Here is a 25,409-nt window from a genome sequence, read left to right on the forward strand (position 1 = left end):
ACACGCCCCGCTGACTGCGGGGCTGGCATCCTGCCCTCCTCCTGCGGTTCCTGTCCTTCATGAAGACCACGACCCTGCTGCCCACTTCATTGCTGCTGTCGCTTGTCGTGTTCCCCGGCGTGGGCTGGGGCCAGGCACAGGCGCCCGCCACCTCGCCGGCACTGGTGCCTGCGGCGCAGCCGCCTGCCGAGGCGCCGGCCGTACCGATGCCGCCGGCACTGGCCTGGGAGCCACCGCCGCTGCAGCCGTTCAGCGCCACCTACCAGGCCTTCTACAAGGGCAAGGAAGCGGGTGATGCCAGCATGCAGGTCACCCACACCGGCGGCAGCCAGTGGCGGGTGGACATGCAGGTGGTCGGCCGCCGCGGCTTTGCCAGCGTGCTGGGCCTGAACATCGAACAGAGCACGGTGTTCGAGGAACGCAGCGGCGTGTATGCGCCGCTCAGCCAGAGCACGGTCCGCAAGGGCCTGTTCCTGGGCAAGAAGGCGGTCGGCACCTACAACTGGCAGGCTGGCACCGCGCAATGGACCGGTGACGTCAAGAAGGAACGCGCGCAGCCGATCCCGCTGCAGGCGGGCGACCAGAGTGCGCTGCTGATCAATCTGGCGATCATGCGCGATGCCCGTCCGGGCGCCACCCTGCATTACCGCTACGTGGACATGGGCAAGGTCCGCGAACACGATTACCAGGCCGCGCCGCAGACCGAGAACGTCGAGGTCGGCGACCTGTCCTACAACGCGCTGCGGGTCTACCGGACCAACGGTGGCAGAAACGAAACCATTCTCTGGATCGCCAACGGTGTCCCCACCCCGGTGCGCATCCTGCAACGCGAAGACGGCGAAGACCGCGTCGATCTGCGCCTGATCGAATACCAAGGAGTCTGAGCATGAACACCCTGACCCGCCCCCTCACCTGGATCGCAGCCGCTGCCCTGACCGTGGCCAGCCTGCCGGCCATGGCCCTGGAACCGTTCAAGGCGGATTACCTGGCCAGCTACATGGGCATGCAGGCCAACGGCACCATGACCCTGGCCAGCGAAGGCAGCAACAAGTGGCGCTACAGCCTGCAGGTGAAGAACCAGCTGGCCGACCTCAGCCAGAGCACGGTGTTCGAGGAAGTACGTGGCCAGCTGCGCCCGCTCAGCAGCCAGGACCGTTCGGCGCTGCTGGTGAAGAAGCGCAACGTGCAGGCCAACTACAACTGGACCAGCAACCAGGCCACCTGGACCGGCGACATCAAGCCGGACCGTGCGGGCCCCATCGCGCTGAAGGCGGGCGACATGGACGCGCTGCTGATCAACCTGGCGATCGCCCGTGACCTCGCCGCCGGCAAGCCGCTGACCTATCGCATGGTCGACGAAGGCCGCATCAAGAACATGACCTACCGCGTGATCGGCAAGGAGTCGATCACCGTGGGCGGCAAGAGCTACGAGGCCACCAAGGTCTCGCGTGCCGACGGCAACAAGGAGCTGATCGCCTGGATCGTGCCGGAGTTCCCGGTGCCGGCGCGCATGCTGCAGCGTGAGAGCGGCCGCGATGCGTTGGACCTGACCATCAGGGCGATGAACTGACCGGAGATCCGCGCACCCAGAAAAACGCCCGCTTTCGCGGGCGTTTTCTTATTTCTTCGCTTCGGCCGGCTTCTCTTCGGCCGCCTTGAACTCGGTGCGGCAGTCCACGCGGATCTGCTCACCGGTGCTGCGCCAGACGAAGGTGCGGCAATGACGGTTGCCGTCCTGGCTGTCGTTCACCGCGACCGCATAGAACGACTCGATGATTTCATCACGCGAAACCGTGCCATCGCCGTTCCAGTCCATGTCCTTCTGCTCGATGCCCTGGGTGATGGCGATGTTGGCGTACCAGGCATAGCCCAGCCATGCCAGCACGATCAGCACCAGGGCCAGCAGCGCCTTGCGACGGGGGCTGAACTTGCCGCGCAGGATCATGGCACGCGCCGGATGGTGGCGCCGAGCGAAGACAGCTTCTCTTCGATGTTCTCGTAGCCACGATCAAGGTGGTAGATGCGGTCGATGGTGGTATCGCCGCTGGCCATCAGGCCGGCCAGGATCAGCGAGGCCGAGGCGCGCAGGTCGGTGGCCATCACCGGTGCACCGCTCAGGTGCTCGCTGCCACGCACGATGGCGGTATGCCCTTCGACCTGGATGTCCGCACCCAGGCGCAGCAGTTCGTTGACGTGCATGAAACGGTTCTCGAAGATCGTTTCGTTGATCACGCCCACGCCGTCGGCCACGCAGTTGAGCGCCATGAACTGCGCCTGCATGTCGGTCGGGAATGCCGGGTACGGCGCGGTGGTCAGGTTGACCGCCTTCGGCCGCTTGCCCTGCATGTCCAGGGTGATGGTGTCATCGGTGGTCTCGATCGTCGCACCAGCCTCGACCAGCTTGGACAGCACCGCGTCCATGGTGTTCGGGCGCGCACGGTTGACCGTGACCTTGCCACCGGTCATCGCCGCAGCCACCAGGAAGGTACCGGTCTCGATGCGGTCGGGCAGCACTTCGTGGCGGCCACCGGACAGGCGCTCGACGCCTTCGATCACCAGGCGGGCGGTGCCCAGGCCTTCGATCTTTGCGCCCAGTGCGATCAGGCAGTGCGCCAGATCGGTCACTTCCGGTTCCATCGCGCAGTTGTCGAGGATGGTGGTGCCTTCGGCCAGCACCGCACCCATCAGCACGTTCTCGGTGCCGGTGACGCTGACCATGTCGAAGGTGAAATGGCCCCCCTTCAGGCGCTTGGCGGTGGCCTTGATGAAGCCGTTCTCGACCACGATCTCGGCACCCAGCGCCTGCAGGCCCTTGATGTGCTGGTCGACCGGGCGCGAGCCGATCGCGCAGCCGCCCGGCAGCGATACTTCCGCCGCGCCGAAGCGGGCCAGCAGCGGGCCCAGCACCAGGATCGAGGCGCGCATGGTCTTGACCAGCTCGTAGGGTGCCACGTGCTGGTTGACCGGACGCGGGTCGACCACGATCGCGCTGCCGCGCGACAGCGTGCCCTGGTCGATGGTGACCTTGGCGCCCAGCTCGCCCAGCAGCTTCACCGTAGTGACCACGTCGTGCAGGTGCGGCACGTTGGTGATCTCCACCGGCGCATCGGCCAGCAGGGTCGCGCAGAGAATGGGGAGGACGGCGTTCTTGGCGCCGGAGATGCTCACTTCACCGTGCAGCGCAGCGCCGCCGGTCACAACGATCTTGGCCATGTATTCGGGATCTTCTGCGGTTCAGCCGGCTTCGGCCGGGGTCACGGTTTTCAGCGCCAGCGCGTGGATCGCGCCGCCCATCAGGTCGCCCAGCGTGGCATACACCATGCGGTGGCGGGCCAGCGGCATCTTGCCGGCAAAGGCCTCGCAGACCACGGTCGCTTCGAAATGCACGCCATCGTCGCCCTGCACGTCGGCGCGGGCGCCGGGCAGGCCGGTTTCGATCAGATTGCGGATGGTGTCGGCGTCCAACGGGCTTTCCTAATAAAATGTGCCTCCATTCTACTTCCGCTGCGTGGCGTCCGCATGGCCGAATCCCTGTTGCCCCCCCGTTCCGTCGACCCTGCCGGCCTGGTCGCCAGCGGCCGCCGCGTCTTCGAGATCGAGCGGCAGGCGCTGGATGCCGTGGCCGACCGGCTTGGCGAGGCCTTCCAGCAGGCCTGCCAGGCGATCCTGGCCAGCCGCGGGCGGGTGGTCGCCACCGGCATGGGCAAGTCCGGGCATATCGCCCGCAAGATCGCCGCCACCCTGGCGTCCACCGGTACGCCGGCGTTCTACGTGCATCCCGGTGAAGCCGGCCACGGCGACCTGGGCATGATCACCGAGGACGACGTGGTGCTGGCCCTGTCCTATTCGGGCGAGTCCGACGAGGTGCTGATGCTGCTGCCGGTGCTCAAGCGCCAGGGCAACGTGCTGATTTCCATGACCGGGCGCCCACAGTCCAGCCTGGCCACCGCTGCCGACATCCATCTGGACGTCAGCGTGCCGGCCGAGGCGTGCCCGCTGGCGCTGGCGCCGACCTCCAGCACCACCGCCTCGCTGGCGATGGGCGATGCGCTGGCCGTGGCCCTGCTCGACGCACGCGGCTTCACCGCCGACGATTTCGCCCGTTCACACCCGGCCGGCAGCCTCGGCCGCCGCCTGCTGCTGCACATCACCGACGTGATGCACACCGGCGACGACCTGCCCAGCGTGGGCGCCGACGCCAGCCTCAGCGAAGCGCTGGTGGAGATGAGCCGCAAACGGCTGGGCATGACCGCCGTGGTCGATGCCGACGGTGTGCTGATCGGCCTGTTCACCGACGGTGACCTGCGCCGTGCACTGGACAGCGCGCTGGACGTGCGTACCGCGAAGATCGCCGATGTGATGACGCGCAACCCGCGCACCATCGGCGCCGACCAACTGGCGGTCGAGGCGGCCCGGCTGATGGAGACCCACAAGATCACCGGCCTGATCGTGGTCGATGGCCAGGGACGCGCGGTCGGTGCCCTGAACATTCATGACCTGTTGCGGGCCCGGGTGGTTTAACCGACAGTCCATCGACCCCATTCATCCTGTAACGCCGCACCTGCCCCCAACGAGCCTGCCGCCCTGATGCCCTGGTCCCCCCTGCCCGCCTTCCCCACCCACCTGCATGCCGCTGCGGCCCGAATCCGCCTGGCCTGCTTCGACGTGGACGGCACCCTCACCGACGGTCGGCTGTACTACGACAAGGACGGCAACGAGAGCAAGGCGTACTTCGTGCAGGATGGTCTGGGTCTGAAACTGCTGCAGCAGTGCGGTATCCACCCCGTGCTGATCACCGCGCGCAACAGCCAGTCCGCGCTCAAGCGCGGCGCCGACCTCGGCATCGATACCCAGATCGCCGTGGGCGACAAGCTGGCCAGCGTGCAGGCGCTGTGCGCGCAGCATGGCATCGGCCTGGAACAGGTGGCGTTCATGGGCGATGACCTGCCCGACCTGGCGCCGCTCGGCGCGGTCGGCCTGGCGGTGGCCCCGGCCAACGCCCATGCATGGATCGCCGAGCGCGTGCACTGGCAGACCCGCAGCGAGGGTGGGCGTGGCGCCGCGCGCGAGCTGTGCGACATCCTGCTGGCCGCGCAGGGGCATGTGGACGCCGTACTGGCGAGGTACGGCGCATGAACCTGCCCACCCTCAACTGGCGCACCGCGCTCGGCATCGGCCTGCTGCTGGCCGCCCTGCTGAGCAGCTGGGCGGCGCTGCGCAACCGCGACAAGGGGCCAGCCAAGGGTGGCCAGGAAGTCGGCGTGGACTACGTCCTGCACGACTTCCAGATCGTCGCCCTGGATGAGCAGGGCAAGGAATCGACCACGCTGCGTGCGCCGCTGCTGGAGCGCCAGCGCGGTGACCAGACCATCAACATCGCCACGCCGCTGTTCGAGATGCCGGACAAGGATGGCAAGCACTGGACCCTGCGTGCCGAGACCGGCTGGCTCAGTGCCAAGGGCGACGAGATGAAGCTGCGCGGCAATGTCGCTGGCGACAGCCCGGCCGGCCCGGGCACCGTGCCGACCACCTTCCGCACCGACCATCTGGACGTGTTCCCAAAGGAAAACCGCGCCCGTACCGACGCCCTGGTGACCATGACCCGCCCGGGCATGGAACAGTCCGGCGTCGGCTTCGAAGTGGATTCGAAGAACAACACGTATCATTTCCTCAGCCAGTCCAAGGGCCGCTACACGCCCAAGCGCTGATTCCGCCGCCAGCCTGCGACGTCTCCGGACAGGCGCAAGGCCGGCAGCTCCACCCGCCCGCCCCCGGTCCAGCCGGGAGGCCCCCACCGGTAGAACGGACCCCGATGAAGATTCCCTTTGCCGCCGTACTCGCGCTTGGTCTTCTTGTCCCCAGCGCCGCCTTCGCCAAGTCCACCGACCGCAACGAAGACATGCACATCGATTCCGGCGCCCAGTCGGGCATGCTCACCGGCGACGGCAAGACCGTGCTGTCGCAGGGCGTGATCATCACCCAGGGTACGCTGGACCTGCGCTCGTCCGAGGCCGAGATCTACCTCAAGGACGGCGAAGCGGTGCGTGTGGTGTTCACCGGCAAGCAGGCCAAGATGAAGCAGCAGCTCGATGACGGCACCTGGATGGATGCCCTGGCCGACCGCATCGACTACGACATCAAGACCGAGATCATCACCCTGACCGGCAACTACAAGGTCACCAGCGCGCGCGGCACCAACGCTGGCCAGCGCATGGTCTACAACACCCGTACCGGCGAAATGAACTCCGGTGGCGACGGCAGCCGCGTGCGCACCGTCATCCCGCCGAAGAGCAAGACCCCGGCCGCGCCTGCGGCACAGCCCAAGGCCACCACGCCGGCACAGCCGGCCGGGAGCAAGAAGTAATGCTCGTCGCCAAGGGCCTGCGCAAGAAGTACAAGCAACGCGAAGTCGTCAAGGACTTCGGGCTGACCCTCGACGCCGGTGAAGTGGTCGGCCTGCTCGGCCCCAACGGCGCCGGCAAGACCACCTGCTTCTACATGATCGTCGGCCTGGTGGCTGCCGATGCCGGCAGCATCGTGCTTGATGGCAAGGACATCACCGGCGACCCGATGTACACCCGCGCCAAGCAGGGCGTGGGCTACCTGCCGCAGGAACCGTCGGTGTTCCGCAAGCTGACCGTGGCCGACAACATCCGCCTGGTGCTGGAACTGCGCGAGGACCTTGATTCGAAGGGCCGCGAGCGCGAATTGAACAGCCTGCTCGACGAACTGCAGCTGGGCCACGTCGCCGACCAGCTCGGCGCCAGCCTGTCCGGTGGCGAACGTCGCCGCTGCGAGATCGCCCGTGCCCTGGCCGCGCAGCCGCGCCTGATCCTGCTCGACGAACCCTTCGCCGGTGTCGACCCGATTTCGGTCGGCGAGATCCAGCGCATCGTCACCCATCTCAAGCAGCGTGGCATCGGCGTGCTGATCACCGACCACAACGTGCGGGAGACCTTGGGTATCTGCGACCGCGCGTATATCCTCGCCGAGGGCAGCGTGCTGGCCCAGGGTTCGCCGGAAGCGATCCTGGACAACGCCGATGTACGTCGCGTCTACCTCGGGGATTCCTTCAAGCTGTGAAGCAGTCGCCGGGTCCCTTTCCTTCCTTTCGGCACAGGCATGAAGACTCGGCTGCAGACATCGTTGGGACAGCAACTGGTGCTCACGCCCCAGTTGCAGCAGGCGATCAAGCTGCTGCAGATGTCCACCACCGAGCTGGAGCTGGAAATCGCCCAGGCGGTGGAAAGCAATCCACTGCTGGACTGGGCCGACAGCAGTGACAGCAGCAGTGCCGCCAACGAAACCAGCGATGGCAACGACAGTGACGCCCCCGCAGAACGCACCGATGCCGGCGACGACTGGGCACCGGCCGAACTGGACTGGAGCGCGGCCGGCAGCGGCGGCAGCTTCGACGATGACGACGACAACGGCAGCGCCGCCGAGCGCGTAGCCGAAACCGAAACACTGGCCGACCATCTGCTGTGGCAGCTGCATCTGTCGCATCTGTCCTCGCGTGATCGCAGCATCGGTGCCGCACTGATCGATGCACTGGACGACGACGGTTACCTGCGCGAGCCGCTGGCCACCATCGCTGAAACCCTGCTGCCGGCGATCCACGCCGGCGAGGACGAGATCCTCGCCGTGCTGCATCGCATCCAGCGCTTCGATCCGGTGGGTGTGGCTGCACGCACGCTGGGCGAATGCCTGCTGCTGCAGCTGGATGTGCTGGCCGGCGACACGCCCGGCCTGATCCTGGCGCGACAGATTGCCGCAGGACCCTTGGAACGTTTGCCGCGCAGCGGCGTCGCCGGGCTTGCCCATGAGTTGAAGCAGCCGCTGGACGCGGTCGAGACTGCTGTCGCGTTGCTGCGCTCACTGGACCCGCGCCCGGGCACGCAGATCGCACCGCTGTCACAGGACACCTATGTGGTGCCGGATGTGGTGGTGTGGCGGCAGAACGGCGTGTGGCGCGCTGCGCTGGCCGCGCATGCTGGCCCGAAGGTGGTGATCCACCGCGGTTACGAGCAGCTGATCCGACGCTGTGGTGATGCCGATGCCGGCTACCTGCGTGCACAGCTGCAGGAAGCGCGCTGGCTGCTGAAAGGGCTGCAGCAGCGTGGCGAAACCCTTCTGCGCGTCGTGCGCAGCCTGATCCTGCAGCAGGCCGGCTTCCTGGAATTCGGCGAGCAGGCGCTGCGTCCACTGACCCTGCGCGAGATCGCCGCCGATCTCGGCCTGCACGAATCCACGGTCTCGCGCGCGATCGCCCGCAAGCACGTGCGTACCCCACGCGGCACCCTGCCGCTGCGCGCCTTCTTTGCCTCGGGCATCGATACCGAGGGCGGCGGTGAGGCATCCAGTACCGCCATCCAGGCGATGATCCGGCGCCTGATCGACGACGAGAACCCGCGCAAGCCGCTTTCTGACGCCAAGCTGGCTGACCTGCTCAAATCGTCGGGAATTCCAGTAGCGCGACGCACCGTGGCGAAGTATCGTGAAGCCATGAACATTTCCGCCTCGCACGAAAGGGTCAGAATCGCTTGACGCGCCGCCGCGCCCGGCGGAGAGGTTCATTGGCACATCCGAACACAGGAGAAACCCGATGCGCATCGAAACGTTTGGCAAAGATGTCGAAGTCACCCCGGCCCTGCAGTCCTATGTAGAGGAGAAGCTGGCCCGGATCGGAAAGCACTTCGACCAGCACTGCGAAGCGCGGGTGACCCTCAAGCTGCAGAAGACCGAACACCACGTCGACGCCAGCCTCAACATCCCCGGCCAGACCCTGCACGCCGAGGCCAATGCCCAGACCATGTATGCCGCGATCGACCTGCTTGCGGACAAGCTTGACCGCCTGGTGATCAAGCACAAGGAGAAAAAACAGCAGCACGCGCCGCTGCCGGTGGGCGACAATGGTGGCTGATCGCCACCGTTCCCCGCAGACATGCCCCTGACTGACCTCCTGGCGGCCGTGCAGACCCAGCTCTGCACGGCCACCGACCGCGACAGCGTCCTGCAGGCCGCCGCCGGGTTGCTGGCCTGCCGCCAGGCCAACGCCGAACAGATCTATCTGAACCTGTGCCAGCGCGAAGCGCTGGGCAGCACCGCGATCGGTCACGGCATCGCCATTCCCCACGGCCGCGCGCCAGCCCTGGACCGCCCGCGTGGTGCCCTGCTGCGGTTGGCCACCCCGGTCGACTTCGGTGGCGACGAGCCGGTGGACCTGGTGTTCGCAATGGCCGTCCCCGCCCACTACACCCACCAGCACCTGATGCTGCTGTCCGAACTGGCCGAGCTGTTTTCCGCGCCGGACATCCGCCAGGCACTGCGCGCAGCCGGCGATGCCCGGGCGCTGCGCGAGGCGCTGGACATGACCCCACCTGCGAGTGCCGCATGAATACCAGCATCACCGCCCGTGAACTGTTCGAACAGCAGCGCGAGCGGCTGGGGCTGCGCTGGGCTGCCGGCAAGTCCGGCGAGAAGCGCGAACTGGAGGCCGGCAACACAGTCTCGCGGCGTCCGTCGCTGGCCGGCTATCTCAATGCGATCTATCCCAACAAGGTGCAGATCCTGGGCACCGAAGAGCTGTCCTGGCTGGATGCGCTGGAACCACGCCAGCGTTGGGAGACCATCGAAAAGATCATGCAGTCGCACCCGCTGGCGCTGGTACTGACCCGCAACCAGGCCTGCCCGGAAGACCTGCGCGCCGCCGCGGATGAATCCGGCACGCCGCTGTGGCTGTCACCCAAGCGCGGCCACGAACTGCTCAACCATCTGTCCTACCACCTGGCCCGTACGCTGGCGCCGCGGGTCATCCTGCATGGCGTGTTCATGGAGATCTATTCCATCGGCGTGCTGATCACCGGCGAGGCCGGATCGGGCAAGAGCGAACTGGCGCTGGAGCTGCTCAGCCGCGGCCATCGCCTGGTCGCAGACGATGCCCCCGAATTCACCCAGATCGCACCCGACGTACTCGACGGCACCTGCCCCGAGCTGCTGCAGGACCTGCTGGAAGTGCGCGGCCTGGGCGTGCTGAACGTGCGCGAGATGTTTGGCGACACGGCTGTAAAGAAGAACAAGTACCTTCGGCTGATCGTCCACCTGACCAAGCCGATGACCGAACCCACCCCGCATGGCTATGAGCGCCTGACCGGCGACTCGGGCACCCGCCATGTGCTGGACCTGGATGTTCCGCTGATCACCCTGCCGGTGATGCCTGGCCGCAACCTGGCCGTGCTGACCGAAGCCGCCACGCGCCTGCATATCCTGCGCACCAAGGGGATCGACCCGGCGGCGATGTTCATCGCCCGTCACAGCAACCTGCTGGAACGGCGAACGCCCTGATTCCCCTGTCCCCCGAAGAGCCTGTCCATGAGCACCGCAACCCCCTCCGCCCCGACCCTGATCATCGTCAGCGGCCTGTCCGGCTCGGGTAAATCCGTCGCCCTGAAGACCTTCGAGGACCAGGACTACTACTGCTCGGACAACCTGCCGATCAATCTGCTGCCCGACTTCGTGCGCAGCCTGCTGGCCAACCATGACGGCAGCGCACCACGCCGCCTGGCCGTAGGCATCGACGTTCGCGGCCAGTCCGACCTGAGCCAGCTGGGCAACTGGCGGCAGCTGGCCACCGATGCCGGCGTGGAAGTGAAGGTGCTGTTCTTCGAAGCCAGCGACGAGGCCGTGCTCAAGCGCTACGCCGATACCCGTCGCCGCCATCCGCTGAGCCAGCTGGGGCTGTCACTGCCCGAAGCGATCGCCCGCGAGCGCGAGCTGACCGCTCCGCTGCGCCGCGAGGCCGATGCGGTGATCGATACCAGCAACCTCAACGTGCACCAGTTGCGGCGACGGATCATCACCGAGTTCGCGTTGGACCACGCCACGCGCCTTTCGCTGCTGTTCGAATCGTTCGCGTACAAGCGGGGCGTGCCGGCCGAGGCGGACTTCGTGTTCGATGCGCGCGTGCTGCCCAATCCGCACTGGGACCCGGACCTGCGCGCGCTGAGCGGCCGTGAGCCCGGCGTGCGCGATTACCTGGAAGCGCAACCGGACGTGCAGCGCTACCTGGCCCAGCTGATGGATTTCCTCGATACCTGGCTGCCGAAGCTGGGTGATGGCACCCGCAGCTACGTGACCGTGGCCTTTGGCTGCACCGGCGGCAAGCATCGCTCGGTGTTCCTGGCCGAGCGCATGGCCCGGCATGCCCGCGAGATGGGCTGGGAAGACGTGGCGACGTATCACCGCGAACAGGATTGAGAGAGTCGGCGCCGGGCTGCGCCCGGCACCCGCCGGTAGTGCCGGCCGCTGGCCGGCAACAGCAACAGCAACAGCAACAGCAAAAGCGGCATTACGTGGGATGGCGGGGCGATGTGGGCAGGCAGGACACGCCGTGAACCCCTCCCTGGGGGCTCGATGGCGCCATCCATGGCGCCAACGGTCCTGCCTACCCACACCGCCCCGCCTCTGACAGATTCCGTGTGCTGTTGGTGGGTGTCGACCTTGGTCGACACGATCCACGCCATGCGTGGATGAATCTCTGCCAGGCATCGAAAAACGGATGGGGTCGAATCTCTTCTCCAACGGAAAAGGGCTCCCACGCGAGCAACACTGAATACGGGACACAGTACCCCTCATCTGCTGCTATCGCCAATTCACCTTGACCTGTTAACGTGCAGTAATGACCTGTGGCATTCTCCTCGTAACACATCCTGGGGTCGGGACCGCCCTGCTTGACGTGGCGACCCGGCTCCTGCGGCAGTTGCCGCTGAAAACAGAAGCTTTCGAAGTACCGTTCGACGCAGACCTGGACGCCCTGCTTCCGCTCGCCTCGGCCGCCCTGCGGCGGGTCGATGGCGGGGAAGGCGTGCTGATCCTGACCGACCTGTACGGTGCCAGCCCCGCCAACCTTGCCGGGCAGCTGGCCCGGCTGGGGACCCCGGTTCGCCGGGTGTCGGCGCTGAGCCTGCCGATGTTGCTGCGGGTGATGAATTATCCGGAACAGGGACTGGATCAACTGCCCGCCACAGCCGCGGCGGGTACCCGTAATGGAGCGATAGTCGACGATGCTTGAACGAGAACTCACCGTCAGCAACCGCCTGGGCCTGCATGCCCGGGCCACCGCCAAGCTGGTGCAGACCCTGGCGCCGTTCCGCTGCAACGTGACCATGGCCGCCAAGGGCCGTGAGATCAACGCCAAGAGCATCATGGGCGTGATGCTGCTGGCCGCGGGCCAGGGTACTCCGGTCACGGTGCGTATCAACGGCGAGGACGAAGCTGCCGCGATGGAGGCGGTGGTCGGCCTGTTCGAGCGCCGCTTCGACGAGGACAACTGAGCGTGCCACGCGCACGCGCCGGCCAGGTCAGTTCCGGCCAACGGCCGGTACAGCTGCTGGCCGGCCATGGTGCGGCCCGTGGCACCGCGATGGGCCGGGCCCGCGTACGCCTGCCACATGCGCTTGAAGTCGCCGAACAACGCGTCGCTGCGCACCAGGTCGAAGCCGAACTGGCCCGCCTGCATCGAGCGGTGGATGCCGCACGCATGGAAATGCACGAGCTGCGACAACGCCTGCAGGGTGCACTGAACCAGGAAGTGGGCGAGTTCCTCGACCTGCATGCGCTGCTGCTGGACGATCCCGAACTGCTGTTCGGGCTGGACGAGCTGATCCGCAGTGGCCCCTACAGTGCCGGCTATGCACTGCGTCTGCAGCGTGACCGCCTGGCCAAGGTCTTCGATGGCATGGACGATGCCTATCTGAAGAGCCGCATGGACGATCTCGATCATGTGATCGGCCGCATCCACGCCTTCCTGCAGCCCGAGCGGCCGCCAGCCGTGAAAGGCCTGGCGGGCGAAATCCTGGTCTGCGACAACATCGCGCCCTCCGAACTGGCGCAACTGCAGACGCAGGGGGTGGTCGGCATCGTCACCGCTGCTGGCAGCGCGCTGTCGCACAGCGCGATCCTGGCGCGCAGCCTGCACCTGCCCTTGATCGTCAACGTGCCGCAGCTGCTCAGCCGCATCGCCGATGGCGACGTGCTGATCATCGACGGCGCCGACGGCAGCATCACCGCCAACCCGCAGGCTGACAACCTGCGTGACTACCGCGCGCGCCTGAAAGAGCATGCGCGCGAGCAGCGCGAGCTCGGCCGCCTGCGCAGCAAACCCAGCCGCACCCGCGACCAGGTCGACATCGCCCTGCTGGCCAATGCCGAATCGCTGGAGGACGTCACCCAGGCGCATGCGCTGGGCGCGCAGGGACTGGGCCTGTACCGCACCGAATTCCTGTTCCTGCAGCGCAACGAGCTGCCGGACGAAGAAGAACAGTTCCAGACCTACCGCGATGCCGCGTTGGGCATGAGCGGGCGGCCGGTCACCATCCGCACGCTCGATCTGGGCGCGGACAAGGCCGACCGTACCGGCCTGACCCTGAGCAACGAAGAGAACCCGGCGCTGGGCCTGCGCGGTGTACGCCTGTCGCTGGCGCGGCCGAAAGTGGCTGACACCCAGCTGCGCGCGATCCTGCGTGCCTCGGCCTACGGCAAACTGCGCGTGCTGGTGCCGATGGTCAGCACCCGCGAAGAGTTGCTGGCGGTGCGTCGGCGCATGCTCAAGTTGACCGAACAGCTGCGCGGCGAAGGCCACATGGTGTCCGACCACGTGCCACTGGGCGCGATGATCGAGGTTCCGGCCGCCGCGCTGGCGCTGGAGAGCTTCATCGACCTGGTCGACTTCCTGTCGATCGGCACCAACGACCTGGTGCAGTACCTGCTGGCCGCCGATCGCAACAACGAAGCACTGGGCGAACTGTATTCGCCACTGCACCCGGCCGTGCTGCGCCTGCTGCAGATGGTGATCGAGACCGGCGCACGTCATCGCATCCCGGTGGCGGTCTGCGGCGAAATCGCGGGTGACGCAAGGATGACCCCGCTGCTGCTGGCGCTGGGCCTGACCGAGTTCAGCCTGCACCCGGGCACGCTGCTGGAAGTGCGCCGGGCCGTCCGCGACGCCGACCTGGGTGCCCTGCGCGCCCGCGCACCGAAGCTGCTGGCCGCACGCGACCGCCGCGCCATCGAGCGCTGGCTGGCGCTGGTGGCGGATACGCCCTGAGCGCCAAGGGTGGTGCCGGCCGCCACCCGGCGGCTATGCGTTGAAACATCCCCTTGCGATAATGACGCGCTGAACACCCCTGTTGCCGCATCCTTGCCGGGATCGCGGCTTTTCTTATCCCGCGGGAGCTGCGATGGCTGAAGCTGTACGCCACGACAAGACTGCGCGCCAACTGCGGATGCTGTCCGATGCACTGGACAGCGGTCGGCTGGGCCCGGTGCGTCGCCTGGTCAACACCCTGGCGCCGGCCGAAATCGGCAACCTGCTCGAATCGCTGCCGCCGGGCAAGCGTGCCATCGTGTGGGGCTTGGTCGACCCGGAAGACGACGGCGAAGTGCTGGTCCACGTCGGCGAGGAAGTGCGCGAAAGCCTGCTGGCCGACATGGACCCGGACGAGATCATCGCCGCGGTCGAAGACCTGGACATCGACGATCTGGCCGACCTGGTCGAAGACCTGCCGGATACGGTCATCGACGAAGTCCTCAAGTCGATGGACCGCGAGAACCGCGAGCGCCTCGAACAGGTACTGTCCTATCCCGAGGACAGTGCCGGCCGCCTGATGAACCCGGACGTGGTGACCGTGCGCGCCGACGTCAACGTCGACGTGGTGCTGCGCTACCTGCGCCTGCGCGGCGAACTTCCGGACCACACCGACCACCTGTTCGTGGTCAGCCGCCGCCACCAGTACCTGGGCCGCGTCTCGCTGGCCGCGCTGGTCACCCATGAAGACACCACGCCGATCAACCGCCTGATCGACGACGAGCAGCCGGCCATCGACGTGGGCGAGAGCGACCAGGAAGTGGCGCGGCAGTTCTCCGACCACGACTGGATCTCCGCGCCGGTGGTGGACGACAACAACATCCTGATCGGCCGCATCACCATCGATGACGTGGTGGACATCATCCGCGGCCAGGCCGAGCACCAGGCGCTGGGCGCCGCCGGCCTGGACGAGGACGAGGATCTGTTCAGCCCGGTCTGGCGCGCCATGCGCCGGCGCCTGATGTGGCTGTCGGTGAACCTGTGCACCGCCTTCCTGGCCTCCAGCGTGGTCGGCCACTTCGAAGGCACCATCGACAAGCTGGTCGCGCTGGCCGTGCTGATGCCGATCGTCGCCGGCCTCGGCGGCAATGCGGGCACCCAGGTGCTGGCGCTGATGGTGCGCGGCCTGGCACTGGGCCAGGTGGGCGCGTCCAACGCGCGCACGCTGCTGTGGAAGGAAGTTCGGGTCGCCTTGTTGAACGGCGTGATGCTCGGTTCCGTGCTGGGGCTGATCGTGCTGGCCTGGTTCCACTCGCCCGGGCTGTCGGCGGTGATCGCCATCGCGCTGACCTGCAATCTGCTGTTCGCAGCACTGGCCGGCGTGCTGGTGCCGCTCACACTGAAACGCTTCGGCTTCGACCCGGCACTGGCCAGTGGCATCTTCCTGACCGCCGTAACCGACTCGATGGGCTTCTTCACTTTCCTCGGCCTGGCCACCCTGGTCCTGCTGCACTGATTGCTGCGGGGTCGGATTCCTGCGACGCAGGGCTCCGACCCACCTTTATTCCTAGAACATCCCATGGCAACAACGATCGAAAACTACTTCCAGCCCGGCTGGCGCGACCAGCAGCACACCTGCCCGGCCTGCGAATGGAAGGGCTGCTCGCGCGCCATGGTGATGGAGCTGGACGAGGATGCCACCGAGTACGACTGCCCGGTCTGTGAGAACCCGATGCTGGTGGTTCTGCATCCGGACATGACGCAGGTGCAGGCAGCTGCGGCCGAAGGCAACGCCGAGGCGCAGGAGCAGTTGGACATCATCGCCAGTTTTCCGCGCCCGCAGTGACGCAGCGCATGATGCCGTGTTGACCCGCGGCGGACTAGGATGCAGGTGACCCTGCCGCCCCAGGAAATCCCATGGTCCGTTCGATGTCGCGCTGGCTGCCGCTGCTGGCCTTTCTGATGATGACCGGTTGCACCTCGCTGCCGGACAGCGCGCGCGGGCGCTTCGAAGCCCGCGCGGTGAAGGTGGAGGGGGAGACTGCCTACTACCAGGTGTTCATTCCGGCCGGCGTTGAGGCCACCGCTCCCACCAAACTCCCGGTCATCCTGTTCCTGCACGGCTCCGGCGAACGCGGCGCCGATGGCGTCAAGCAGACCCACGCCGGGCTGGGGCCTTACCTGCGCGCGCATCCCGATTTCCCCGCCCTGGTGGTGTTCCCGCAGGTGCCGGGCCACGAGGAATGGAGCGGCCGCAACAACCGTGCGGCAGTAGCCGCGCTGGACGCGACCATCGCCGAATTCGGCGCCGATCCGGCACGGCAGTACCTGACCGGCATGTCGATGGGCGGCTATGGCAGCTGGAACATCGCGCTGGATGATCCGCACCGCTTTGCCGCGATTGTCCCCGTGTGCGGCGCGGTACTTGCACCACGCGCGAAGCGCCCGACCCTGTTCGTCGAGCAGGTCGCTCAGGAGGCCGACCCGTATACAGTGATCGCCAAGCGACTGCAGCACACGCCGATCTGGATCTTCCACGGCGCACTGGACGACGTGGTACCACCGGAAGACGACCGCAGGCTGCACGCCGCATTCCAGAGCGCCGCTGCACGCGACGTGCGCTACACCGAATACCCGGAAGGCAACCACAACGCCTGGGACGCCACCTACGCCGACCCCGCAATGTGGGAATGGCTGTTCGCGCAGAAGCGCTGAGCCACAGCTTCTGGTAGTTGACCACCAAGGTTGGAGCCTGCTTTCGGTGGGTGCCAACCTTGGTTGGCACTATCTATCCGCCCCCATGAACTCCACCTTGTCACAGGAACCTTCGAGTTCCCACTCACACCACGCATGCGGGTACTCGCCAAGCTGCGTTGCCAGCCCTGCCCTGATCGGATTCGCCATCACATACATTGCGTGCCGGAACAGCGATTCATCAGAGCGGATCGCGTGATCGTGGTAACAGGACTGCCAGAAGCGCCCCACCCTGCCCAGTACCCGGTTTGCGTGCACGGCCGTACGCGACTTGAAGCGCTTCATGACAACATCGAGCGATGCCGCGCGCAGTTGCATCAACCAGTGGACGTGATCCGGCATGACCACGTAGGCGATCGAATGGGTCAGACCTCCCAGATCCAGACGCTGGAACTCCTGCATGGCGGTAACCGCAACGGTGTCATTGGCGAACAGTGCCGCCCGGCCATGCACGTTCGTCGTGAGGATGTAGCTCTGGCCGATACTGGAATGACGGCCTAGCAGGAGGCGGGTGCTGTTCATGCAGAAGAGCATGGGGGGGCGCATGTTCCCTGAACATAGGGAAATCACCTTCGCCCGAGTAGGCCAGTGCCAACCAAGGTTGGCACCCACCACAGCAGCAATACCAACCAGGTTGGCACCTACCACACCAGCAATACCAACCAAGGTTGGTACCCACCAGAGCGATCAGCCCAGCAGGGTTTCCAGCACGGCCAGGCGCACGGCGACGCCGTTGGCGACCTGGCGCAGCACCCACGACTGCGGGCCGTCGGCCACCTCGTCGGTCACTTCCACGCCGCGGTTGATCGGGCCCGGGTGCAGCACCGCTGCATCCTTGCCGGCCCGCGCCAGGCGTGCAGCATTCAGGCCGTACTGCGCATGGTACTGCTCCAGCGACGGCACCAGGCCTTCTTCCATGCGCTCGCGCTGCAGGCGCAGCATCATCAGCGCATCGACGCCTTCCAGCATCGCGTCGAAATCATCGCCGACCACGCAGCCCTTCAGGGTCTCGTCGTCCGGCAGCAGCGACTGCGGGCCACACACGCGGATCTCGCCCACGCCCAGCGTGCGCAGCGCATGCAGGTCGGTACGGGCCACGCGCGAGTGCTTCACGTCGCCGACGATCACCACTTTCATCTTCGAGAAATCCGGGCCCTTGGCCTGGCGCAGGGTCAGCATATCCAGCAGGCCCTGGGTCGGGTGCGCGCTGCGACCGTCACCGGCGTTGATCAGTGCAGTGCCCTCGCCCGCCGCTTCGGCCAGTGCGGCCACGGCGCCATCATCGGGGTGGCGCACCACGAAGCCGCGCACGCCCATCGCTTCCAGGTTGCGCAGCGTGTCGCTGGCGGTTTCGCCCTTGCGCGTGGACGAGGTCGAGGCATCGAAGTTGAGCACATCGGCGCCCAGGCGCTGCGCGGCCAGCTGGAACGAGCTGCGGGTGCGCGTGGAGGGTTCGAAGAACAGTGTGCACACCGCCGAACCGGCCAGCACGTGGCGCTTGTTGCCGACGCGGCCGACTGCGGCATCGCGGATCTGACCTGCCCGGTCAAGCAGCTGCAGCAGGGTCTCGCGCGGCAGGCCCTCCAGGGTCAGCAGGTGGCGCAGGCGTCCGGAGGCATCGATTTGCTGGGCAGTCATGGCGGGAGTCGGGCAGTCAGGGAATGGGGGTGGCGTCGTCGGGGGACGACAGCCAGCGGTCGATGATCACCGCCGCGGCCACGGCATCGAGAGCAGCCGCATCACGGCGGCGCTTGCGCCCTTCGGCGCGCTCGACGGCGAAGCGGCGGGCGGCCTCGACCGAGCTGGAACGCTCGTCGATCATCACCACCGGCAGCTTGAAACGTTCCCGCAGCTGGCGGGCGAAGCCCTGCGCACGCTTGCGGTTGGGCTGGTCCTGGCCGTCCAGGGTCAGCGGGTCGCCGACCACCAGGCCGTCAGGCTTCCATTCCTTGAGCAGGCGTTCGATCGCGGTCCAGTCCGGGCCGTTGCCGTGCACATCGACCACGGCCACCGCACGCGCATGCGCGGCGAAGGCACTGCCGATGGCTACACCAATACGGCGCGAGCCGACATCGAAACCCAGAACGGTGCCATCACGGCGAATCGCCGGGGCAGCAGAATCCGGCGCGGGCGTGATGGGCTCAGACATGGCCGCTGTAGTCGGTCAGCCGGAACAGGTCCACACCGATGCGCGAGGCGGCACCCTGCCAGCGCTGCTCAAGCGGCACCTGGAACACCAGTTCGGCATCGGCCGGCACGGTCAGCCAGCTGTTCTCGGACAGCTCGCTTTCCAGCTGCCCCGCGCCCCAACCGGCACAGCCGAGGGTGACCACGGCGTTGGCAGGACCTTCGCCGCGCGCCATCGCTTCGAGGATGTCGCGCGAGGTGGTCAGGTACAGGCCGTCGCCCACGATCAGGCTGGAATCCCACGCCCGCGCGTCGTCATGGATGACGAAGCCGCGTTCGGGATGCACCGGACCGCCGTTGAGCACCATGCGCGCCTGCAGGTCGCCATCACCGGTGGTGATGTCCATCTGTGCAAGCACTTCACCCAGCGTGTACTCGGAAGGCTGGTTGACCAGCACGCCCATCGCCCCGTTCTCGTCGTGCTGGCAGATCAGCGCGACGCTGCGGGCAAAGGTCGCGTCGAGCAGCGACGGCAGCGCGACGAGCAGGTGATCGGCAAGGGAGGTCGGCGTTACAGGCATGGTCCCATTCTACCTGCTGGGGGCGGGATGGTCGCGCGATGGCGGCGAACAGCGATGGGCTAGGATGGCGCTTTGCCATGGAAGGTCGTCGATGCCGTCTTCATCGCCCCTGACCCTGCCGGCACGCAGCGCCATCGTCCTGATTGCCCTGCTGCAGGGTCTGATGCTGTATTCCGCGCAGGAACTGTCCGATGCGTGGCCGTTCCGCGATATCGGCTGGCGCTACTGCTGGTACGCCTGGGTGCTGGCCATTCCCAGCGCGGTGGCGCTGAGCCTGGTCGAGCTGGGCCAGCGCCGCCTGTGGCTGCAGGCCGCGCTCGGTTCGGCGGTGGTGCTGGCGCTGGCCGCCTGGACCGGCTGGAACCTCAATGGCGAGACCGCACTGGACTCGGGCGCGCTGCAGATCCCGCTGACCCTGGGCATGGCCGTGGCGGTATTCGTGGCCCTGCCCTGGTGGCAGTTCCAGCTGCAGCACGGGCATTGGCGCGCCAGCTACCCGGAACTGTTCGAGCGTGCCTGGCAGAACGGATTGACCCTGGCCCTCGCCGCACTGTTCACCGGGCTGACCTGGCTGCTGCTGTGGCTGTGGGCGGCCCTGTTCCAGCTGCTGGAGGTCACGGTCTTCCGCGACCTGTTCCGCCAGGATGCCTTCATCGCCCTGGCCACCGGCAGCCTGGTCGGGTTCGGTGTGCTGATCGGGCGCACCCAGCACCGCGCGATCCAGATCACCCGCCAGGTGCTGTTCGCGATCTGCCGCGGGCTGCTGCCGCTGCTGTCGTTCATCGCGGTGCTGTTCGTACTGAGCCTGCCCCTTACCGGGCTGGAACCGCTGTGGAAGACCCGCTCGGCCGCCAGCCTGCTGCTGGTGCTGTCGCTGTTGCTGGTGACGTTCACCAATGCGGTCTACCAGCAGGGGGACGACACCGCGCCCTACCCCCTGCTGCTGCGCCGTCTGGTTGAAGCCAGCCTGCTGGCGCTGCCGGTCTACGCGGGGTTGGCGCTGTATGCACTGGCCCTGCGCGTGGCGCAGTACGGCTGGACCGTGGACCGGTTCTGGGCGGTGCTGATCGCGCTGGCCGTGGCCGGCTATGCCGTGGGCTATGCAGTGGCGGTGCTGCGCCGGCAGAGCCGCTGGTTGCAGACACTGGAACCGGTCAACCGCTGGATGTGCTGGGCGGTGCTGGCACTGGCATTGCTGGGCAACTCGCCGCTGCTGGACCCGGTGCGGCTGACCCTGCCCAGCCAGCTGGCGCGCCTGCGTGCCGACCCGCCGGCGATCACCAGCAGTGACGTCAATGTGCTGCGCTTCGATCTTGGGCGCCGTGGCGTGCAGGCGCTGCGCGACCTGCAGCGTGATCCGGCCATCACCGCCGATGCCAACGCGCCACAGGTGATCGCGGCAGCGCTGGCACGCACGTCACGCTGGGACGACGGACAGCGCCTGGACAAGGGCCCACAGGACGTCGCCGCCCTGCAGCGCGCGCTGAAGCTGGCCAAGGGATCCAGCTCGCCACCGGACGACTGGTGGCAGGCACTGGCCACGCGCGCGATCGATGGCGAATCCTGCGCTCAGAGCGAGCGCGACTGCCTGATCGCGCATCGCGACCTGGATGGCGACGGCAACACCGACGTGCTGCTATGCGAGCTGTACACCATCCGTGGGCCGGACTGCGTGCTGTACGCACGTGGCAGGGATTCCCAGTGGCGCCGGGCCGGTTCGCTGTTCGGCACCGTCAGCGGCCAGGCCGAGGCAATCAACCAGGCCCTGCGTGATGGCAAACTCACTCTCGAACCGCCGCGCTGGCCGATGCTGTCCATCGGTGGGCACCCCGCAGTGGCCATCGATCCCGAACCCGAATCCAACGAGTCTTCCCCATGAGCGGCTACTGCCTCATCGCCCCGGGCCATCCGGTGCACGACTACTACCACGCCAACGAGTACGGCTTTCCGCAGCGTGAGGAGCGCGAGCTGTTCGAGCGGCTGGTGCTGGAAATCAACCAGGCCGGCCTGAGCTGGGAAACGATACTGAAGAAGCGCGAGGGCTTCCGCGCGGCCTATGACGGCTTCGATGTGGACCGGGTGGCGGCGTATGCCGAGCAGGACATCGAGCGGCTGCTTTCGGACGCGGGCATCATCCGCAACCGGCTGAAGGTACTGGCGGCCATCCATAACGCGCAGGTGATCCAGCAGCTGCGGGCCAGTCATGGCAGCTTCGCGGCGTGGCTGGATGCGCATCACCCGCGCAGCAAGGCCGACTGGGTGAAGCTGTTCAAGAAGACCTTCCGCTTCACCGGCGGCGAGATCACCGGCGAGTTTCTGATGAGCCTGGGCTACCTGCCGGGGGCGCACGCCGAGGATTGCCCGGTGCATGCGCGGCTGCTGACGCTGTCGCCGCCGTGGTTGCAGGTCTCCAGGTAGTGCCGGCCGCTGGCCGGCAGCCTCGGAATGCCGCAGGTGCTGCCGGCCAGCGGCCGGCACTACCGTCGAGTCGTCACACGCCCATGTAGCGACCGGGGCGGTGGTTGAACATCAGCACCAGGCTGAGCACCACCGCACCGATGGCCGAGTACAGCACCTTCGACGGCGACAGCACGAAGAACGCTGCCACCATCAGGCAGGCGTCGTAGGACATCTGCACCTTGCCCGCGCTCCAGCCACGGGTGCGTTGCAGGTACACCGCCAGGATGCCGATGCCGCCGAGGCTGGCACGGTGGCGGATGAAGAACAGGATGCCCAGGCCGGACAACGCGCCACCCACGATCGCCGAATACAGCGGGTTGATGTGCGAGAAGTCGATCCAGCGCGGCAGCAGGTCGGTCAGCACGCCACAGGCGGTGACCGCAGCGAAGGTCTTCAGGGTGAATTCCCAGCCCATGCGGCGCAGCGCCACCCAGTAGAACGGCAGGTTGACCAGCACGAACACCAGGCCGAAGTTCCAGCCCATCGCGTAGTGCAGCAGGAAGGCCATGCCGGCCATGCCGCCGATCATCAGCCCGCCCTTGGCGAAGATGGCCAGGCCCAGCGAGGCCACCATCGTGGCCAGCACCATGCCCTGCACATCCTCGGCGATCGAGTGACGCAGCGCTTTCTCGTCGGCGGTGGTGCCGGCGCTGTCGGGCGGCGGAGTCAGCGGACCGGCGGTGACCAGGTGGCCGTCAGCGTCGTCGCACGGCGCGGGGCCATGGGAGGGAAGGGACATACGGGTGGGCAACAGCGGGTGGGGAGCGGTATTAGACACGATCTGCATGACAGTTGCAGATGAAATCGTTCAGCTGAATGCGCCCCGCCCTGCCCCGGGCCCGCCGCTGATCAGCCCTTGCCGGTCAGATGGTGCGCCACCAGCGCGTTGGCATGGCCATGGCCCAGCCCATGCTCACTCTTCAGGAAGCTGACCAGTTCCATGTGTTTCAGGCCCTTCTTCCCTGCCAGCAGCCCGAGCCAGTGGGCGACCGGCTGCCCATAGGTCTTCTCGATGGAGGGGAAGTACGAGGCCGGGCCCTTGGGTTTGGTGTCAGTGCTCATGTGCAGCTCCCGTTGAAGTCATTCATTCGACGAACCACAGACGCAGAAATCGACATACCCACACGTCCGACCCAGTGCCGACCAACGGTCGGCACCCACCAAAGCAGAATGCCGTTCCAACAGCTCACGGGAAACTGTCGAAGGCGGGGTGGGTCCGGTTGAGGGGGCGTGAGCCGCATGGATGCGGCGACCGAGCCTACATGGACGTACTTGCGCCGTCCCCCGCAACCTCAGCCACCCCGCCTCCCACGGGAAGCCAGCTTTTGACGTTGCCGTTGACGTTGATTCGGCAGGTGCCGGGCGCAGCCCGGCCGTATCATCCCCTCATGCCCCGCGAAAACCTCAACGACCTGCAGGCCTTCGTCCACGTTGCCCGCGAGGGCAGCTTCACCAAGGCCGCCGCCCAGCTGGGTGTCTCCCAGTCCGCGCTCAGCCATGCCATGCGCGGGCTGGAACAGCGCCTCGGCGTGCGCCTGCTGACGCGCACCACCCGCAGCGTGTCCACCACCGAAGCCGGTGCCCGCCTGCTCGACACCCTGGGCCCGCGCTTGGCCGAGATCGAGGACGGGCTGGCCGCATTGGCCGAATACCGCGAACGCCCGGCCGGGACCATCCGCATCAATGCCACCGGCCATGCCGCCGAGTACATCGCGTGGCCACGGCTGGCGCCGCTGCTGCAGCAGTATCCGGATTTGAAGGTGGAACTGGCCGCCGACTACGGGCTGGCAGACATCGTGGCCGAGCGCTACGACATCGGCATTCGCCTCGGCGAGCGCTTGGCCCGCGACATGGTCGCGGTGCCGATCAGCCCGCCGCTACGCATGCGCGTGGTCGGCGCGCCCAGCTACTTCCGCCAGCACGTGGTGCCACGGCATCCGGACGAACTGGCCGACCACAACTGCGTGACCCTGCGCCTGCCCACGCATGGCGGGCTGATGCCGTGGGATTTCGGCCAGGACGGCAACGAACTCAGTGTGCGCGTCACCGGCCAATGGACCTTCAACACCATGGGCATGACCCGCGCCGCTGCGCTGGCCGGCAGCGGATTGGCCTGGCTGCCGGAAGACCAGGTGCAGCCGATGCTGGGCGATGGCCGCCTGCAGTCGGTGCTGGACGACTGGTGCCCGCATTTCGATGGCTACTACGCGTACTACCCGTCGCGCCGCCACGTCACTGTGGCGATGCGCACGGTGCTTGATGCGCTGCGCGGGCCGATGAAGGGGTGAGGGTTGAGGAGTGCGGACCAACGGTCCGCACCCACCACCAACGGTCCGCACCCACTTGGTGATCAGCCCTTGGCTTGCGCCGCACGCTGGGCGTTGTAGCGCTCACCAACAATCGATACTTCATCCAGCGCCTGCGCGATGCGCTGCAGCTCTTCCGGTGCCAGCTGCAGGTCGGCCGCGGCCAGGTTTTCTTCCAGGCGATGGACCTTGGTGGTGCCCGGAATCGGCACGATCCACGGCGCCTGCGCCAGCAGCCAGGCCAGCGCCACCTGCGCCGGCGTCGCACCCCGTGCTGCAGCAATCGTACTGATGCGATCCACCAGCGCCTGGTTGGCGCGGCGTGCCTCCACTTCGAAGCGCGGCACGCTGTTGCGGAAATCGTTGGCGTCGAAGGTAGTGTCGGCATTGATCGTGCCGGTCAGGAAGCCGCGACCGAGCGGGCTGAACGGCACGAAGCCGATGCCCAGCTCCTGCAGGGTCGGCAGCAGCTCGCGCTCCGGTTCGCGCCACCACAGTGAGTACTCGCTCTGCACGGCGGTGACCGGCTGCACCGCATGCGCGCGGCGCACGGTGGCGGCACTGGCCTCGGACAGGCCGAAGTGGCCGACCTTGCCCTCGGCGATCAGGTCGCGCACGGTGCCGGCCACGTCCTCGATCGGCACGTTCGGGTCGACGCGGTGCTGGTAGAACAGGTCGATATGGTCGGTGCGCAGGCGCTTGAGACTGGCTTCGGCCACGGCGCGGATGTTCTCGGGGCGGCTGTCCAGGCCGGCATCGGTGCGCGCATCCTTGAAGCCGAACTTGGTGGCGATCACCCGCTTGTCGCGGTAAGGCGCCAGGGCCTCGCCGAGCAGGTCTTCATTGGTGTACGGGCCGTACACTTCGGCGGTGTCGAAGAAGGTCACGCCGCGTTCAACGGCCGCGTGCAGCAGGGCGATGCCCTGGCTGCGCTCGACCGGCTGGCCATAGGCATGGGTCAGGCCCATGCAACCCAGGCCCAGGGCGGAAACCTTCAGGCCGCTGCGGCCGAGTTCACGTGTCTGCATCGTCGTGCTCCAGAGGGGGAGCACTGACGATACGCCTGCTTGGGCTGCCGATTGAATGGGCAGCGTTGCA

The 25,409-nt window shown here is 67.1% G+C and carries 31 protein-coding genes; 21 read left to right on the forward strand and 10 right to left on the reverse strand.

The genetic code is table 11. The features are described 5' to 3' along the window. The first annotated feature begins 59 nt into the window (after positions 1 to 59). Both HLA98_RS03275 and HLA98_RS03280 read left to right on the forward strand, forming a co-directional pair. A complete protein-coding gene (locus HLA98_RS03275; RefSeq protein ID WP_057501276.1) occupies positions 60 to 884 on the forward strand; it encodes a DUF3108 domain-containing protein in 825 nt (274 codons plus the stop codon). 2 nt (positions 885 to 886) lie between these two features. After that, positions 887 to 1,570, forward strand: a complete 684-nt coding sequence (locus HLA98_RS03280) for a DUF3108 domain-containing protein (protein ID WP_049445829.1) — start codon at positions 887 to 889, stop codon at positions 1,568 to 1,570. 48 nt (positions 1,571 to 1,618) lie between these two features. On the opposite strand, the gene HLA98_RS03285 is transcribed toward HLA98_RS03280, so the two are convergent. Genes HLA98_RS03285 through HLA98_RS03295 form a run of 3 tightly spaced genes read right to left on the reverse strand, consistent with a single transcriptional unit; the run spans position 1,619 to position 3,465 of the window. Further along, positions 1,619 to 1,945, reverse strand: coding sequence for a hypothetical protein (locus HLA98_RS03285; protein WP_049459898.1), 327 nt, complete (start codon positions 1,943 to 1,945; stop codon positions 1,619 to 1,621). Next, positions 1,942 to 3,213: a UDP-N-acetylglucosamine 1-carboxyvinyltransferase gene (gene murA / locus HLA98_RS03290; protein ID WP_049445833.1), complete on the reverse strand. Its 1,272-nt coding sequence runs from the start codon at positions 3,211 to 3,213 to the stop codon at positions 1,942 to 1,944. The genes HLA98_RS03285 and murA overlap by 4 nt, the downstream gene beginning before the upstream one ends. Before the next feature lie 21 nt (positions 3,214 to 3,234). Further along, positions 3,235 to 3,465: a BolA family protein gene (locus HLA98_RS03295; protein WP_005408396.1), complete on the reverse strand. Its 231-nt coding sequence runs from the start codon at positions 3,463 to 3,465 to the stop codon at positions 3,235 to 3,237. 54 nt (positions 3,466 to 3,519) lie between these two features. Here HLA98_RS03295 and HLA98_RS03300 point away from each other — a divergent pair, with 54 nt between their 5' ends. The 16 genes from HLA98_RS03300 (at position 3,520) to HLA98_RS03375 (ending at position 16,798) form a co-directional block, all read left to right on the forward strand. Further along, the gene (locus tag HLA98_RS03300; protein ID WP_049445836.1) at positions 3,520 to 4,521 is read left to right on the forward strand and encodes a KpsF/GutQ family sugar-phosphate isomerase; all 1,002 of its coding nucleotides are present in this window, start codon (positions 3,520 to 3,522) and stop codon (positions 4,519 to 4,521) included. A gap of 66 nt (positions 4,522 to 4,587) precedes the next feature. Continuing rightward, positions 4,588 to 5,136, forward strand: coding sequence for a KdsC family phosphatase (locus tag HLA98_RS03305; RefSeq protein ID WP_129550564.1), 549 nt, complete (start codon positions 4,588 to 4,590; stop codon positions 5,134 to 5,136). Continuing rightward, on the forward strand, positions 5,133 to 5,708 hold the full coding sequence (gene lptC, locus HLA98_RS03310; RefSeq protein WP_049445839.1) for an LPS export ABC transporter periplasmic protein LptC: 576 nt from the start codon (positions 5,133 to 5,135) through the stop codon (positions 5,706 to 5,708). Before HLA98_RS03305 ends, lptC begins: the two co-directional genes overlap by 4 nt. A 104-nt stretch (positions 5,709 to 5,812) precedes the next feature. Continuing rightward, entirely contained in the window at positions 5,813 to 6,364 is a 552-nt protein-coding gene (gene lptA, locus HLA98_RS03315; protein WP_049445841.1) for a lipopolysaccharide transport periplasmic protein LptA, read from the forward strand. After that, positions 6,364 to 7,083 (forward strand): LPS export ABC transporter ATP-binding protein, encoded by a 720-nt coding sequence (gene lptB / locus HLA98_RS03320; RefSeq protein ID WP_010483646.1) that lies wholly within the window; start codon positions 6,364 to 6,366, stop codon positions 7,081 to 7,083. The genes lptA and lptB overlap by 1 nt, the downstream gene beginning before the upstream one ends. Positions 7,084 to 7,122: 39 nt before the next feature. Beyond that, complete coding sequence (locus HLA98_RS03325; RefSeq protein ID WP_057501303.1) at positions 7,123 to 8,547, forward strand: RNA polymerase factor sigma-54; 1,425 nt, start codon at positions 7,123 to 7,125, stop codon at positions 8,545 to 8,547. Between the two features lie 58 nt (positions 8,548 to 8,605). After that, positions 8,606 to 8,923 carry a ribosome hibernation-promoting factor, HPF/YfiA family gene (gene hpf, locus HLA98_RS03330; protein ID WP_004147311.1) on the forward strand — a complete coding sequence of 106 codons (318 nt, stop codon included), beginning with the start codon at positions 8,606 to 8,608 and terminating at the stop codon, positions 8,921 to 8,923. A 21-nt stretch (positions 8,924 to 8,944) separates the two neighbouring features. After that, entirely contained in the window at positions 8,945 to 9,397 is a 453-nt protein-coding gene (locus tag HLA98_RS03335; protein WP_049445845.1) for a PTS sugar transporter subunit IIA, read from the forward strand. Next, a complete protein-coding gene (hprK, locus tag HLA98_RS03340) occupies positions 9,394 to 10,344 on the forward strand; it encodes an HPr(Ser) kinase/phosphatase (RefSeq protein WP_005408388.1) in 951 nt (316 codons plus the stop codon). The genes HLA98_RS03335 and hprK overlap by 4 nt, the downstream gene beginning before the upstream one ends. 27 nt (positions 10,345 to 10,371) lie before the next feature. After that, complete coding sequence (rapZ, locus tag HLA98_RS03345) at positions 10,372 to 11,256, forward strand: RNase adapter RapZ (RefSeq protein ID WP_049445847.1); 885 nt, start codon at positions 10,372 to 10,374, stop codon at positions 11,254 to 11,256. A 421-nt stretch (positions 11,257 to 11,677) separates the two neighbouring features. Continuing rightward, positions 11,678 to 12,070 (forward strand): PTS sugar transporter subunit IIA, encoded by a 393-nt coding sequence (locus HLA98_RS03350; protein WP_010483657.1) that lies wholly within the window; start codon positions 11,678 to 11,680, stop codon positions 12,068 to 12,070. After that, positions 12,063 to 12,332 (forward strand): HPr family phosphocarrier protein, encoded by a 270-nt coding sequence (locus HLA98_RS03355; RefSeq protein ID WP_046983647.1) that lies wholly within the window; start codon positions 12,063 to 12,065, stop codon positions 12,330 to 12,332. Before HLA98_RS03350 ends, HLA98_RS03355 begins: the two co-directional genes overlap by 8 nt. 2 nt (positions 12,333 to 12,334) lie before the next feature. Beyond that, positions 12,335 to 14,104 (forward strand): phosphoenolpyruvate--protein phosphotransferase, encoded by a 1,770-nt coding sequence (gene ptsP / locus HLA98_RS03360; RefSeq protein ID WP_057499387.1) that lies wholly within the window; start codon positions 12,335 to 12,337, stop codon positions 14,102 to 14,104. A gap of 133 nt (positions 14,105 to 14,237) precedes the next feature. Beyond that, the gene (mgtE, locus tag HLA98_RS03365; RefSeq protein WP_049444183.1) at positions 14,238 to 15,599 is read left to right on the forward strand and encodes a magnesium transporter; all 1,362 of its coding nucleotides are present in this window, start codon (positions 14,238 to 14,240) and stop codon (positions 15,597 to 15,599) included. Between the two features lie 63 nt (positions 15,600 to 15,662). After that, positions 15,663 to 15,929: a hypothetical protein gene (locus tag HLA98_RS03370; RefSeq protein ID WP_057499388.1), complete on the forward strand. Its 267-nt coding sequence runs from the start codon at positions 15,663 to 15,665 to the stop codon at positions 15,927 to 15,929. Between the two features lie 71 nt (positions 15,930 to 16,000). Beyond that, positions 16,001 to 16,798: a carboxylesterase family protein gene (locus tag HLA98_RS03375; protein WP_080392816.1), complete on the forward strand. Its 798-nt coding sequence runs from the start codon at positions 16,001 to 16,003 to the stop codon at positions 16,796 to 16,798. A gap of 69 nt (positions 16,799 to 16,867) precedes the next feature. Here the strand turns inward: HLA98_RS03375 and HLA98_RS03380 are convergent, their stop codons facing one another. From HLA98_RS03380 to HLA98_RS03395, 4 genes are all read right to left on the reverse strand, one after another. Continuing rightward, on the reverse strand, positions 16,868 to 17,359 hold the full coding sequence (locus HLA98_RS03380) for an REP-associated tyrosine transposase (RefSeq protein ID WP_057499394.1): 492 nt from the start codon (positions 17,357 to 17,359) through the stop codon (positions 16,868 to 16,870). 165 nt (positions 17,360 to 17,524) lie between these two features. Beyond that, positions 17,525 to 18,475, reverse strand: a complete 951-nt coding sequence (locus HLA98_RS03385; RefSeq protein ID WP_057499389.1) for an aspartate carbamoyltransferase catalytic subunit — start codon at positions 18,473 to 18,475, stop codon at positions 17,525 to 17,527. A gap of 16 nt (positions 18,476 to 18,491) precedes the next feature. Further along, positions 18,492 to 18,986, reverse strand: coding sequence for a Holliday junction resolvase RuvX (gene ruvX / locus HLA98_RS03390; RefSeq protein WP_005408378.1), 495 nt, complete (start codon positions 18,984 to 18,986; stop codon positions 18,492 to 18,494). Continuing rightward, positions 18,979 to 19,545 carry a YqgE/AlgH family protein gene (locus HLA98_RS03395; protein WP_057499390.1) on the reverse strand — a complete coding sequence of 189 codons (567 nt, stop codon included), beginning with the start codon at positions 19,543 to 19,545 and terminating at the stop codon, positions 18,979 to 18,981. The genes ruvX and HLA98_RS03395 overlap by 8 nt, the downstream gene beginning before the upstream one ends. A gap of 91 nt (positions 19,546 to 19,636) precedes the next feature. Between HLA98_RS03395 and HLA98_RS03400 the strand changes: the two genes are divergently transcribed. Together HLA98_RS03400 and HLA98_RS03405 are read left to right on the forward strand one after the other, a co-directional pair. Next, the gene (locus HLA98_RS03400; RefSeq protein ID WP_057499391.1) at positions 19,637 to 21,424 is read left to right on the forward strand and encodes a DUF4153 domain-containing protein; all 1,788 of its coding nucleotides are present in this window, start codon (positions 19,637 to 19,639) and stop codon (positions 21,422 to 21,424) included. Beyond that, positions 21,421 to 21,963, forward strand: coding sequence for a DNA-3-methyladenine glycosylase I (locus HLA98_RS03405; RefSeq protein ID WP_057499392.1), 543 nt, complete (start codon positions 21,421 to 21,423; stop codon positions 21,961 to 21,963). The genes HLA98_RS03400 and HLA98_RS03405 overlap by 4 nt, the downstream gene beginning before the upstream one ends. A gap of 73 nt (positions 21,964 to 22,036) precedes the next feature. On the opposite strand, the gene HLA98_RS03410 is transcribed toward HLA98_RS03405, so the two are convergent. Next, positions 22,037 to 22,744 carry a YitT family protein gene (locus tag HLA98_RS03410; protein ID WP_014036228.1) on the reverse strand — a complete coding sequence of 236 codons (708 nt, stop codon included), beginning with the start codon at positions 22,742 to 22,744 and terminating at the stop codon, positions 22,037 to 22,039. Between the two features lie 110 nt (positions 22,745 to 22,854). Beyond that, positions 22,855 to 23,067, reverse strand: a complete 213-nt coding sequence (locus HLA98_RS03415; RefSeq protein WP_129550566.1) for a DUF4287 domain-containing protein — start codon at positions 23,065 to 23,067, stop codon at positions 22,855 to 22,857. A gap of 326 nt (positions 23,068 to 23,393) precedes the next feature. Here HLA98_RS03415 and HLA98_RS03420 point away from each other — a divergent pair, with 326 nt between their 5' ends. Further along, complete coding sequence (locus HLA98_RS03420) at positions 23,394 to 24,293, forward strand: LysR family transcriptional regulator (RefSeq protein ID WP_057501897.1); 900 nt, start codon at positions 23,394 to 23,396, stop codon at positions 24,291 to 24,293. Positions 24,294 to 24,355: 62 nt separating this feature from the next. Here the strand turns inward: HLA98_RS03420 and HLA98_RS03425 are convergent, their stop codons facing one another. Continuing rightward, the gene (locus tag HLA98_RS03425; RefSeq protein ID WP_057501898.1) at positions 24,356 to 25,339 is read right to left on the reverse strand and encodes an aldo/keto reductase; all 984 of its coding nucleotides are present in this window, start codon (positions 25,337 to 25,339) and stop codon (positions 24,356 to 24,358) included. Positions 25,340 to 25,409: the final 70 nt, after the last annotated feature.

It is taken from the genome of Stenotrophomonas africana, from assembly GCF_013004645.1.
Lineage (GTDB): Bacteria > Pseudomonadota > Gammaproteobacteria > Xanthomonadales > Xanthomonadaceae > Stenotrophomonas > Stenotrophomonas africana.

Bases quoted from the DNA above. Each gene is read 5' to 3' on its own strand.
- HLA98_RS03275 (WP_057501276.1), top strand. From the start codon at position 60: ATGAAGACCACGACCCTGCTGCCCACTTCATTGCTGCTGTCGCTTGTC.
- HLA98_RS03280 (WP_049445829.1), top strand. From the start codon at position 887: ATGAACACCCTGACCCGCCCCCTCACCTGGATCGCAGCCGCTGCCCTG.
- HLA98_RS03285 (WP_049459898.1), bottom strand. From the start codon at position 1,945: ATGATCCTGCGCGGCAAGTTCAGCCCCCGTCGCAAGGCGCTGCTGGCC.
- murA (WP_049445833.1), bottom strand. From the start codon at position 3,213: ATGGCCAAGATCGTTGTGACCGGCGGCGCTGCGCTGCACGGTGAAGTG.
- HLA98_RS03300 (WP_049445836.1), top strand. From the start codon at position 3,520: ATGGCCGAATCCCTGTTGCCCCCCCGTTCCGTCGACCCTGCCGGCCTG.
- HLA98_RS03305 (WP_129550564.1), top strand. From the start codon at position 4,588: ATGCCCTGGTCCCCCCTGCCCGCCTTCCCCACCCACCTGCATGCCGCT.
- lptC (WP_049445839.1), top strand. From the start codon at position 5,133: ATGAACCTGCCCACCCTCAACTGGCGCACCGCGCTCGGCATCGGCCTG.
- lptA (WP_049445841.1), top strand. From the start codon at position 5,813: ATGAAGATTCCCTTTGCCGCCGTACTCGCGCTTGGTCTTCTTGTCCCC.
- lptB (WP_010483646.1), top strand. From the start codon at position 6,364: ATGCTCGTCGCCAAGGGCCTGCGCAAGAAGTACAAGCAACGCGAAGTC.
- HLA98_RS03325 (WP_057501303.1), top strand. From the start codon at position 7,123: ATGAAGACTCGGCTGCAGACATCGTTGGGACAGCAACTGGTGCTCACG.
- hpf (WP_004147311.1), top strand. From the start codon at position 8,606: ATGCGCATCGAAACGTTTGGCAAAGATGTCGAAGTCACCCCGGCCCTG.
- HLA98_RS03335 (WP_049445845.1), top strand. From the start codon at position 8,945: ATGCCCCTGACTGACCTCCTGGCGGCCGTGCAGACCCAGCTCTGCACG.
- hprK (WP_005408388.1), top strand. From the start codon at position 9,394: ATGAATACCAGCATCACCGCCCGTGAACTGTTCGAACAGCAGCGCGAG.
- rapZ (WP_049445847.1), top strand. From the start codon at position 10,372: ATGAGCACCGCAACCCCCTCCGCCCCGACCCTGATCATCGTCAGCGGC.
- HLA98_RS03350 (WP_010483657.1), top strand. From the start codon at position 11,678: ATGACCTGTGGCATTCTCCTCGTAACACATCCTGGGGTCGGGACCGCC.
- HLA98_RS03355 (WP_046983647.1), top strand. From the start codon at position 12,063: ATGCTTGAACGAGAACTCACCGTCAGCAACCGCCTGGGCCTGCATGCC.
- mgtE (WP_049444183.1), top strand. From the start codon at position 14,238: ATGGCTGAAGCTGTACGCCACGACAAGACTGCGCGCCAACTGCGGATG.
- HLA98_RS03370 (WP_057499388.1), top strand. From the start codon at position 15,663: ATGGCAACAACGATCGAAAACTACTTCCAGCCCGGCTGGCGCGACCAG.
- HLA98_RS03375 (WP_080392816.1), top strand. From the start codon at position 16,001: ATGGTCCGTTCGATGTCGCGCTGGCTGCCGCTGCTGGCCTTTCTGATG.
- HLA98_RS03380 (WP_057499394.1), bottom strand. From the start codon at position 17,359: ATGAACAGCACCCGCCTCCTGCTAGGCCGTCATTCCAGTATCGGCCAG.
- HLA98_RS03385 (WP_057499389.1), bottom strand. From the start codon at position 18,475: ATGACTGCCCAGCAAATCGATGCCTCCGGACGCCTGCGCCACCTGCTG.
- ruvX (WP_005408378.1), bottom strand. From the start codon at position 18,986: ATGTCTGAGCCCATCACGCCCGCGCCGGATTCTGCTGCCCCGGCGATT.
- HLA98_RS03395 (WP_057499390.1), bottom strand. From the start codon at position 19,545: ATGCCTGTAACGCCGACCTCCCTTGCCGATCACCTGCTCGTCGCGCTG.
- HLA98_RS03400 (WP_057499391.1), top strand. From the start codon at position 19,637: ATGCCGTCTTCATCGCCCCTGACCCTGCCGGCACGCAGCGCCATCGTC.
- HLA98_RS03405 (WP_057499392.1), top strand. From the start codon at position 21,421: ATGAGCGGCTACTGCCTCATCGCCCCGGGCCATCCGGTGCACGACTAC.
- HLA98_RS03410 (WP_014036228.1), bottom strand. From the start codon at position 22,744: ATGTCCCTTCCCTCCCATGGCCCCGCGCCGTGCGACGACGCTGACGGC.
- HLA98_RS03415 (WP_129550566.1), bottom strand. From the start codon at position 23,067: ATGAGCACTGACACCAAACCCAAGGGCCCGGCCTCGTACTTCCCCTCC.
- HLA98_RS03420 (WP_057501897.1), top strand. From the start codon at position 23,394: ATGCCCCGCGAAAACCTCAACGACCTGCAGGCCTTCGTCCACGTTGCC.
- HLA98_RS03425 (WP_057501898.1), bottom strand. From the start codon at position 25,339: ATGCAGACACGTGAACTCGGCCGCAGCGGCCTGAAGGTTTCCGCCCTG.